The following is a 9,671-nucleotide window of genomic DNA, read 5'->3' as shown; positions in this document are numbered from 1 at the left end:
ATCCTTGTCGAGACCGAGCCGGGATTGTTCACCCAGCCACGCCCGTAGTCCGACCGGCGGGTCTCCGACCAGCCGACCTAACCCAACCCCACCGATGAAAGGGACATCAACTCGCAGAACGCACTCTCAGCCCAGAGCTTCTCGGCGTCGGAGCCTGCCGGGGGCGGCGCGATCCCGTTGATCATCCAGAGGTCGTCGCTGGTCTCGTCGATGTGGAACTCCCAGTGCAGCCCTGCGTTCCGTTCGAGGTGGGGCTGCAGCATGCCCTTGACCCACTGGGCGGTCCGGCGCCGGCTCTCTCGATCGGCGTTGCGGCGGGCGATGTGGTCGATCACAATGCGGACCCCGACCGGGGCCGGCTCCCCACCAACGTAGAAATCCTCGGGCAGGGTCTGATGGAACAGCGTGATCACGTAGAACCGGGGCAGCCCCACCTGTTCGTAGTGGTCGGCGATCTGGGAGGCGAGTTGGTGCTTCTCCTTGTCGGTGAAGATTCCGGGCGTGTGATGAACAGTCCACAGTGGCATTGCGGGTCAGTACTCCTTAAGTGTTGGGACGCGATGTCAACCGGCGACCGAGAAGGCCAGGCGCTCCACGGGGCCGGACAGCGCCGCCTTGGTGGCGATGGTGACGTCGTCGGCGAGCACCTCCGTGGCCTGGGCCTCCAGGCCGTCGACGATCCGCGCGGCCACCTCGGCCGGCGTCGCCTTCGGCAGGTCCATGGCGGAGACCATTTCGGTGTCGATGAACCCTGCGTGAACGCCGACGACCTGGGTATTCTGGCGCGCTAGTTCGAGTCGGAGCGAGTTCGTGATGGACCACGCCGCCGCCTTGGACGCCCCGTAGGCGCCGGCGCCGGCCAGCCAAGACAGCACGGAGTGCATGTTCACCAGTGCGCCCCCACCGTTCGCGGCCAGGATCGGCGCGAACGCCCGTGCCATCCGCAGGGGTCCGAAGACGTTGACGTCGAACGTCACGGTGGCGCGCTCGAAGTCACCCGTCAGCAGCGGAGCCGGCAACAGGATGCCAGCGTTGTTGAACACGATCTCGACGTCGGCGGCGACCTTCGCGAGGGCGGCGACCGACGCCTCCGAGCGGACCTCCAACTCGGCGGTAACCACCTCTGGACGGTCGTCGATGTACGCCGAGCGCGCAGTCGAGTACACCTTTCGCGCCCCGCGCGCCAGCACCTCATCGACCAGCGCCGCACCGAGCCCACGTCGGCCCCCGGTCACCACAACCACTCTGCCCGCTACTGCAACCACTGCGTTCTCCTCTGGGTAACGATGTCGTTAGTGAGATGTAAGCACGCCATGCTGGATAACGCAAACGTTAGTTACAATGGTGAGATGGCGATGAAGTTCGAGGAACGGCTGCGCGACCGAGATGCGTGGTCGATCGGCGATGGATGCTCGGCGGGGCGGGTGCTGGACCTGCTCAGCACCAAGACGGTGTTCCTGGTGGTCCGCGAATGCTTCTACGGCACGACCAGGTTTGACGACTTCGTGGCGCGGATCGGGACCTCGGCCCCTGCGGTGTCTCGGGCACTCAAACAGCTGAAAGCCGCGGGTATTGTCGCGCCCGTTCTCTATCGGGAGCCGGGGAGCCGGGCCCGCGACGAGTACCGGCTGACCGAGGCGGGCCAGGACCTGCTGCCGGTGTTTCTGTCGCTGATGCAATGGGGCGACACGTACCTACAGGAAGGCCGCCCGCCTCTGTCGTTCGTCGAGACCGACACCGGCCGTCCGATACGGGTCCGCGTAACCGCCGACGCAGCGCCGGAGACGATGTGCGACGACATCGAGATCCGGCTGAACCCCGCCTGGTAGCGCGGCTGGCCCCGTTTTCCGCATGAGCTTCCGCAACCCGCGCATGGCGCCGATCACCTGGCCGACCTCGCCGGCCCCCGCCGTCATAGGCGCGGTGGAAGACTGGGATCGCGCCATCGGAGCTGACTGCGATCCCGGCCTGGATCTGCTTCAGATCGGGCCTGCGGTCCTTGGGATGGCCGAACTTGGGCCGGGCCAAGCCGGGGTCGGTCCCGAACGCCTCTCCCACCGCCCAGTCTCTGGCCGGGTCTACTTCGCCAAGTGCCGGCTGATCACCAACCGCTGGATCTGATTAGTCCCCTCGAAGATCTGCATGATCTTCGCCTCGCGCATGTACCGCTCCACCCGGAACTCCCGTGTGTACCCGTACCCCCCGAACACCTGCACCGCGTCCGTGGTCACCTTCATCGCCGCGTCCGTGGCCACCAGCTTCGCCACCGAAGCCTGCCGCGAGTACCCCAGCCCCGCGTCCCGCCGTCGCGCCGCGTCCAGGTAGGTGGCCCGCGCCGAGTCCACCGCCGCCGCCATGTCCGCCAGCAGGAACCCCAGCCCTTGGTGGTCGATGATGCGCTTGCCGAACGTCTGCCGCTCCTTGGCGTACGTCACCGCCTCGTCCAGAGCCGCCTGGGCCAGGCCGACGGCGCAGGCGGCGATGCCGAGGCGGCCGGAGTCGAGGGCGCTGAACGCGATCTGCAGACCCTCGCCCTCCGAGCCCAGCAGCCGGGAGGAGTCCAGCAGGACGCCGTCGTAGTGGGCGGTGGTGGTGGGGACGGCGTGCAGGCCCATCTTCTCCTCCGGACGCCCGAAGGTCAGCCCGTCGGCCGTGCCGGGAGCCAGGAAGCAGGAGATGCCGCGGCTCCCGGAGCCGGTGCGGGCGAACAGGGCGTAGAAGTCGGCGATGCCGCCGTGGGTGATCCACGCCTTGTTGCCGGTGATCCGGTAGCCGTCGTCGGTCTTGACCGCCTGGCAGGTGAGGGCGGCGGCGTCGGAGCCGGCCTGGGGTTCGGAGAGGCTGTAGCCGCCGATGAGCCGGCCGGCCAGCATGTCGGGCAGCCAGCGCGACTTCTGCTCGTCAGTGCCGTAGGTGAAGACCGGGAAGCAGGCGAGGGTGTGGACGCTCACGGCGACGGCGACCGACGCCCAGCGGGCCGCCAGTTCCTCGATCACCTGGAGGTACACCTCGTACGGCTGGCCGCCGCCGCCGTACTCCTCCGGGTACGCGAGCCCGAGCAGCCCCGCCTCGCCCAGCAGCGGGAACAGACCCGAAGGGTAGGTCTCCTCGCGCTCGTGCCGGTCGGCCCGGCGGGCGAGCTCCTTGTCGGCGATCTCGCGGGTCAGCTCGATGAGGTCCCGGGCGTCCTGGCTGGGGAGCAGGCGGTCGACGGTCATGATCTCTCCCGAGCGGTGGTCCGGAGCCGGTCGTCCTGGGTGAGGGCCGCGAGGGCCGCGGCGGCGCGCTCGCGGTATTCCGCGACGCGGGCCAGCTTGATGTCCTCGTATCCGCGGATGCCCTCCGGCAGCGCCGCCAGCTCGGCCACCGCGTCGGCGGTCGAGGGGGTGAGGCGGTCGAGGGCGTCGTTCATGAGATCACGGTATTCCCCCACGAGCCCGCGCTCGACCCGGCGTACCTCCGCGCGGCCGAACACGTCGAGCGCGGTGCCGCGCAGCACTCGGGCGGCGCGCAGGCCGCGGAAGAGCATCCCGGCCGAGCGGCGCAGCTTGATCTTGCGCTTCATGCCGAGCGCGCGGAACACGGGCGGGTGCAGCAGCACGGACACCTTGGCGTCGGGCCCGAACTCGCGGTCCCGCCGTGCCTGCTCGGCAGGGTCGAGGTGCAGGCGGGCGACCTCGTACTCGTCCTTGTAGGCCATGAGGTGGTGCAGGCTCCTGGCGTAGGCGAGCGCGACGCGGGTGCCGGCCTCCTGGCCGGCCCGTTCGACGGCGAGCGCGGTGACGCGCCGCACGTCTTCCGCGTACGTGCGAGCGTACGTGGCGTTCTGGTAGCCGGTGAGGTCGGCGACGCGGATGGCGAGCGCCTCCTCCAGGCCGGTGGGCTCCGGGACGACGAGCCCGGCGGCCTTGAGCACGGCGTCGCGGTCGTGAGCCAGGGCGCGGCCCCAGCGGAAGGCGGCCACGTTCTTGTCCACGGCGGCCCCGTTGAGCGCGATGGCGCGCTCGAGAGCGGTGGCGGAGACGGGCAGGCAGCCGTGCTGGTAGGCGGCGCCGACCAGGAGCATGTTGGCCGGCATGTGGTCGTCGAAGAGCGCCTCGGCGAGCCCGTGCGCGTCCACGTAGAGGCCCGAACGGGTGGCGGACTCGATGCGGGCCAGCGCGTCGGCGGGCGAGCCGGGCACGGCGGCGCGGCCGGTCACCATGGCGGCGGTGGGCACGACCGAGGTGTCGACGACGGCGATGGTCCGGTCCGGGGCGGCGACGGAGAGGTTGCCGTCGGCGGCGGCGCCGAGCAGGTCGAAGCCGATGAGCACGTCGGCGGCGCCGCGGGTGGCCCGCACCGAGCCGGTGAGCGGCCGGGCGGAGATGCGGACGTCGCTGACGACCGGGCCGCCCTTCTGCGCGAGCCCGGTCTGCTCCAGCCCGGCGGCGTGCAGGCCGTCGAGGTGGGCGGCCATCTGCAGGATCTGGGAGACGGTGACGACGCCGGTGCCGCCGATGCCGGGCATCCTGATGAGCACGGTGTCGCCGACCTTGCGGTCCGGTTCGCCGGGTTCGACGGGCAGGTCCGGCACCTGGTGCGCGCTTCTGGTGCCCGGCTCGACCAGCAGGAACGACGGGCAGTCGCCCTTGAGGCAGCTCAGGTCGGTGTTGCAGGACGGCTGGTGGATGCGGGTCTTGCGGCCGAACTCGGTCTGCACCGGCTGCACCGACAGGCAGGTGGAGACGTCGCCGCAGTCGCCGCAGCCTTCGCAGACGCGCTCGTTCACCACGACCTTGGCGGCCGGGACGGGCAGCTTGCCGCGCTTGCGCAGCCGCCGCTCCTCGGCGGCGCACCGGTCGTCGTGGATGAGCACGGTGACGCCGTCGACCGCGGCCAGCTCCTTCTCGGCCTGCTGGAGCTCGTCGCGGTGGCGGACGCGGGCGATGCCGGGCAGCCGGACGCCCCGGTACGTCTCCGGCTCAGGGGTGGTGACGACGATCTCCCGTACGCCTTCGAGCGCCAGCTCGTGGGCGAGGGCGGGCACGTCCAGGCGGCCCTCGGCGCGCTGGCCTCCGGTCATGGCGACGGCGTCGTTGTAGAGGAGCTTGTACGTCATCGTCACGCCGGCGGCGACGGCGGCGCGGACGGCGAGGGAGCCGGAGTGGTGGAAGGTGCCGTCGCCGAGGTTCTGCACGAAGTGGCGGTCGCCGGTGAACGGGGCGAGCCCGATCCACTGGGCGCCCTCGCCGCCCATCTGGGTGAGCCCGACCTGGGTGCCGCGCCCGTCGCCGTCCAGCGCGATCATGGCGTGGCAGCCGATGCCGACGCCGACGAGCGTGTCGTCGGAGGTGCGGGTGGAGGTGTTGTGCGGGCAGCCCGAGCAGAAGTACGGGGTGCGGGCGGCGACCAGCGGCAGCATGCGGCGCGCGGGCCTGGGCGCGGCCGGTTTCCTGGGCAGCCGGTCCGGGCCGACGCAGCGGGCGACGGCTTCGGCCACCTCGTCGGCGCCGAGCGTGCCCCGGGCGGTGAGCAGGTCGCGGCCGTGCACGGCCGGGGTGTGCTCGCCGCCGTAGAGCGCCTGCTTGAGCTGACCTTCCAGGAACGGCACCTTGTCCTCGACGACGAGCACCCGCTCCAGCCCGGCGGTCTGGGCGGCCAGCGCGGCGTGGTCGAGCGGGAACGGCATGCCGATCTTGATCAGCCGGATCCCGAGGTCCGTCATGGCGCTCTCGTCCAGGCCGAGGTCGGCCAGCGCGCGCCGGACCACGGCGAATCCGGTGCCGGAGGCGAGGATGCCCAGCTTGGCGTGCGGGGCGTCGAACACGACGCGGTTCAGCCCGTGCGCGTGGCCGTAGGCGCGGGCCAGGTCGAGGCGGCGGGTGAGCATGTCGTGCTCGGCGTCCAGCGAGGCCGGGCCGACCAGCACCGGCGGCTTGCGCGGGCCGGGCCGCTCGGGCTCCGGGACGCCGTGGTGGCCGCCGACCTCGACGGTGGCGGCGGCGTCCGCGACGTCGGCGACGATCTTCAGGCCGGTCCACAGGCCGCTGGCGCGGGACAGCGCCACCGCGTGCAGCCCGTACTCGATGATCTCGGCGACGGAGCCGGGCGCGAGCAGCGGCATCGACAGGCTCTGGCACATCGGCTCGCACGAGCTGGGCACGGTGGAGGACTTGCTGCCGGGGTCGTCGCCGATCCAGGCCACGGCCCCGCCGAGCGGCGCGGTGCCGGCCAGGTTGCCGTGGCGGATGGCGTCGGCGGCCCGGTCCAGGCCGGGGTTCTTGCCGTACCAGAAGCCGGTGACCCCCTCGTGGCGGCGGCCGGGCAGCGCGTCGAGGAGCTGGGTGCCGGCCACGGCGGTGGCGGCCAGTTCCTCGTTCAGTCCGGGCCTGAACACCACGCCGGCGGGCTCCAGGAAGCGCGCCGCCCGCCCCATCTCCAGGTCGACGCCGCCCAGCGGGGAGCCCTGGTAGCCGGAGACGAAGACCCGGGTGTCCAGGCCGCGCTCGCGGTCGAGCCTGCGCTGCTCCAGGGTCAGCCGGACCAGGGCCTGGATGCCGGAGATCAGCACCCGGCCGCTCTCGGCCGCGTACTTGTCGTCGATCGACACCTCAGCGGGAGTCACGCTCACGCGAACCTCCTTCGTGCGGGGGGAACCCCCAGCACAGCAACGAGGCCTATGGACGCGCAAGAGTCAAGCGGGGAGGGTGTTGAAAGACGCAAAAAGTTTGAGACTGTTGGGGGATTCGGCTGCTTTCTTTGCGCCGGTGAGGAGGCTTTCCCATGTCAGACGTCGACGAGATCGACCACCGGCTGCTGCGCCTGCTCCGGGAGGACGGCCGCCGCACGTTCTCGGAGATGGCCGAGCGGATCGGCCTGTCGGTGGCGGCGGTCAAGCGGCGCGTCGACCGGCTCAGGGAGCTCGGGGTGATCACCGGCTTCACCGTCCAGATCGACTATGCGAAGCTGGGGTGGGGCATCGAGGCGTTCACCGAGCTGAGCTATCCGGGCACGACCCCGGTCGCCGAGATCGTCCGCACCGCGGCGACCGTGCCGGAGGTGCAGGAGGTGTTCACGATCGCCGGCGACCCCGACGCGCTCATCCACGTCCGGGTGCGCGACCTGGGCCACCTGCAGCAGGTCGTCGACCGGCTGCGCAGGGCGGGCGACGTGACGGGCACCAAGACATTGCTGGTGCTGGGTTCCTGGACGCGCGACACGCTGACGCCGCGGACGTCCTGAAGGGCTCTTGTCGGCATTATTTCGGAATGCCATTCTGGAATCCCGTCCTTCGGAGCGCGCATCGTGGACAAAGAGGCCATTCGCCTGAAATATCGGGAAGAGCGCGACAAGCGGTTGCGTCCCGACGGCAACGACCAGTACGTCCGGCTCACCGGCCGGTTCGCCCGCTACCTCGACGACCCGTACACGCCGAGGACCGAGCGGGAGCCGAAGACCGACGACGTGACGGTCGCGTTCATCGGCGGCGGCTTCGCCGGCCTGCTCACCGGGGCCCGGCTCAAGGAGGCCGGCGTCGAGGACGTGCGCATCGTCGAGAAGGGCGGCGACTTCGGCGGCACGTGGTACTGGAACCGCTACCCGGGCGCGCAGTGCGACACCGCCTCGTACGTGTACATGCCGCTGCTCGAAGAGACCGGCCACATGCCCACGGAGAAGTACGCGCACGCGCCGGAGATCCTCGAACACTGCCGGCGCATCGGCAAGCACTTCGGCCTGTACGACGACGCGCTGTTCCACACCGAGGTCACCGGCCTCGAATGGGACGGGTCCCGGTCCCGCTGGATCGTCACGACTGACCGGGGCGACGCGTTCACGGCGCGCTTCCTGGCCATGGGCATCGGGCCGCTGCACGTGCCGAAGCTGCCCGGCATCCCCGGCATCGAGGACTTCCGCGGCCACTCCTTCCACACCAGCCGGTGGGACTACGACTACACCGGCGGCGACCCGTCCGGCGCGCCCCTGGACCGGCTCGGCGACAAGCGGGTGGGCGTCATCGGCACCGGGGCCACGGCCGTGCAGTGCGTACCCCACCTGGCGCGGGCCTGCGGCGAGCTCCACGTGTTCCAGCGCACGCCGTCGTCGGTGGACGTGCGCGACAACCGGCCGACCGACCCCGAGTGGTTCGCCTCGATCGCCACCCCCGGCTGGCAGCGGCGCTGGCTGGAGAACTTCACCGCCATGCAGACCGGCGTGCTCGCCGACGAGGACCTGGTGATGGACGGCTGGACCGACATCGCGCGCAGGGTCCGCACCAGGATCGCTGAGCTGCCGCCGGAGGAGCGGACCCTGGAGCGGATGCTGGCCGCGTTCGAGGACTCCGACTTCGAGAAGATGGCGGAGATCAGGGACCGCGTGGACGCCGTGGTCGAGGATCCGGAGACGGCCCGCGCGCTGAAGGCGTGGTACCGCCAGCTCTGCAAGCGCCCCTGCTTCCACGACGAGTATCTGCAGGCGTTCAACCGGCCGAACACCCACCTGGTCGACACCGACGGCAAGGGCGTGGAGCGGATCACCGCGAAGGGCGTCGTGGCCGCGGGCCGGGAGTACGATCTCGACTGCCTGATCTACGCCTCCGGGTTCGAGGTGGGCACCGAGTTCACCCGGCGGGCCGGCTACGACCTGGTCGGGCGCGGCGGGGTCAGGCTGTCGGAGCGCTGGGCCGACGGCATGCGCACGCTGCACGGCATCCACGTGCACGGCTTCCCCAACGTCTTCATCGTGCAGCCCACCCAGGGCGCCAACCTCGTCTCCAACATCCCGCACAACCTCACCGAATCCGGCAGGACCATCGCGGCGATCGTCCGGCACGCACTCGACCACGGTCACCGCGAGGTCGAGGTGACCGCCGAGGCCGAGGACGCCTGGGTGGAGCTGCTGCTGACGGGGACGGGCGGGCTGCTCGGCGGGGCCGACTGCACTCCCGGCTACTACAACAACGAGGGTCAGGACGCCGGGATGCTCGGCCGCCTCTTCGTCGGCTACCCGCACGGCGCGACCGCGTTCTTCGACTACATCGACCGGTGGCGCGCGTCCGGCACGTTCGAGGGACTCGCCTTCCGCTGAGGTCGCGTCTCCTGTGAGGTTCCGGCCGTCCGGGGTAGCGGGCGATGGACGGCCTGAAAACCTGGAGGGGACGCTGTGACTGAGCACATACCTGAACACGATCCGCGCTCGCGGTTCGAGGACGAGGGGATCCCGGATCTTCAGGACGGCACGCCGGAGCAGCAGTGGGCCGAGGACCCGCAGGAGGCTCCGCTCCCGGCGGACCATCCCACCGCCGTCGACGACTTCGGCACCACCGTCGACGAGCAGATCCGGGGCGAGCCCTTGGAGGGCCGGCTGGAGCGCGAGGTGCCGGAGGAGGAGGCGTCGTTCGGCACGGACACGCCGGTGACCGTGCAGCGGGCCCCGTCCCCCGACCCCGACGAGCAACCGCTCACCGACGAAGGCGGACTGGGCGTCGGTTCCGACCTCGACACCGACTTCCAGCAGGACAGCGGGGTGGACGAGGGGGACTACCCGGACCGTGCCGGCCGCCTGGTGGCCGCCGACGAGGGCGCGCACCCCGACACCGAACCGGACGAGGTGGCCCGCGACGTCGGCCCGGACGCCGACGGTTACTCCGCCGAGGAGTCCGCCATGCGGGTCGAGCCGGAATAGGGAGACCA

At 71.0% G+C, this 9,671-nt stretch carries 9 protein-coding genes; 5 read left to right on the top strand and 4 right to left on the bottom strand.

Annotated features, from left to right (window positions below; translation table 11 throughout):
- Nucleotides 1-77: 77 nt before the first annotated feature.
- On the bottom strand, nt 78-527 hold the full coding sequence (locus tag ABD999_RS10945) for a tautomerase family protein (protein WP_345482661.1): 450 nt from the start codon (nt 525-527) through the stop codon (nt 78-80).
- 36 nt (nt 528-563) lie between these two features.
- Nucleotides 564-1,265 carry an SDR family oxidoreductase gene (locus ABD999_RS10940; protein ID WP_271277366.1) on the bottom strand — a complete coding sequence of 234 codons (702 nt, stop codon included), beginning with the start codon at nt 1,263-1,265 and terminating at the stop codon, nt 564-566.
- An 84-nt stretch (nt 1,266-1,349) separates the two neighbouring features.
- On the opposite strand from ABD999_RS10940, the gene ABD999_RS10935 reads away from it, so the two are divergent.
- Entirely contained in the window at nt 1,350-1,829 is a 480-nt protein-coding gene (locus tag ABD999_RS10935) for a winged helix-turn-helix transcriptional regulator (RefSeq protein ID WP_271277365.1), read from the top strand.
- A 22-nt stretch (nt 1,830-1,851) separates the two neighbouring features.
- A complete protein-coding gene (locus ABD999_RS10930) occupies nt 1,852-2,121 on the top strand; it encodes a hypothetical protein (RefSeq protein ID WP_271277364.1) in 270 nt (89 codons plus the stop codon).
- Here ABD999_RS10930 and ABD999_RS10925 read toward each other — a convergent pair.
- Together ABD999_RS10925 and ABD999_RS10920 are read right to left on the bottom strand one after the other, a co-directional pair.
- Nucleotides 2,079-3,218 carry an acyl-CoA dehydrogenase family protein gene (locus ABD999_RS10925; RefSeq protein ID WP_271277363.1) on the bottom strand — a complete coding sequence of 380 codons (1,140 nt, stop codon included), beginning with the start codon at nt 3,216-3,218 and terminating at the stop codon, nt 2,079-2,081. The genes ABD999_RS10930 and ABD999_RS10925 overlap by 43 nt on opposite strands.
- Nucleotides 3,215-6,613: an indolepyruvate ferredoxin oxidoreductase family protein gene (locus tag ABD999_RS10920; RefSeq protein WP_271277362.1), complete on the bottom strand. Its 3,399-nt coding sequence runs from the start codon at nt 6,611-6,613 to the stop codon at nt 3,215-3,217. Before ABD999_RS10920 ends, ABD999_RS10925 begins: the two co-directional genes overlap by 4 nt.
- A gap of 152 nt (nt 6,614-6,765) precedes the next feature.
- Between ABD999_RS10920 and ABD999_RS10915 the strand changes: the two genes are divergently transcribed.
- The 3 genes from ABD999_RS10915 to ABD999_RS10905 all read left to right on the top strand — a co-directional run bounded on the left by ABD999_RS10915 (nt 6,766) and on the right by ABD999_RS10905 (nt 9,663).
- Entirely contained in the window at nt 6,766-7,224 is a 459-nt protein-coding gene (locus ABD999_RS10915) for an Lrp/AsnC family transcriptional regulator (RefSeq protein WP_148035372.1), read from the top strand.
- A gap of 63 nt (nt 7,225-7,287) precedes the next feature.
- Entirely contained in the window at nt 7,288-9,066 is a 1,779-nt protein-coding gene (locus ABD999_RS10910) for a flavin-containing monooxygenase (RefSeq protein ID WP_271277361.1), read from the top strand.
- 75 nt (nt 9,067-9,141) lie between these two features.
- On the top strand, nt 9,142-9,663 hold the full coding sequence (locus ABD999_RS10905) for a DUF5709 domain-containing protein (protein ID WP_271277360.1): 522 nt from the start codon (nt 9,142-9,144) through the stop codon (nt 9,661-9,663).
- Nucleotides 9,664-9,671: the final 8 nt, after the last annotated feature.

The sequence above is a fragment of the Nonomuraea ferruginea genome, from assembly GCF_039540635.1.
Taxonomy (GTDB): Bacteria; Actinomycetota; Actinomycetes; order Streptosporangiales; family Streptosporangiaceae; genus Nonomuraea; species Nonomuraea ferruginea.
The sequence above is the reverse complement of the archived record's forward strand: the minus strand, read 5'-3'. Positions and strand labels throughout refer to the sequence as shown.

Coding starts and splice junctions, on each gene's coding strand:
- ABD999_RS10935 (WP_271277365.1), top strand. CDS start 1,350: ATGGCGATGAAGTTCGAGGAACGGCTGCGCGACCGAGATGCGTGGTCG.
- ABD999_RS10925 (WP_271277363.1), bottom strand. CDS start 3,218: ATGACCGTCGACCGCCTGCTCCCCAGCCAGGACGCCCGGGACCTCATC.
- ABD999_RS10945 (WP_345482661.1), bottom strand. CDS start 527: ATGCCACTGTGGACTGTTCATCACACGCCCGGAATCTTCACCGACAAG.
- ABD999_RS10915 (WP_148035372.1), top strand. CDS start 6,766: ATGTCAGACGTCGACGAGATCGACCACCGGCTGCTGCGCCTGCTCCGG.
- ABD999_RS10930 (WP_271277364.1), top strand. CDS start 1,852: ATGAGCTTCCGCAACCCGCGCATGGCGCCGATCACCTGGCCGACCTCG.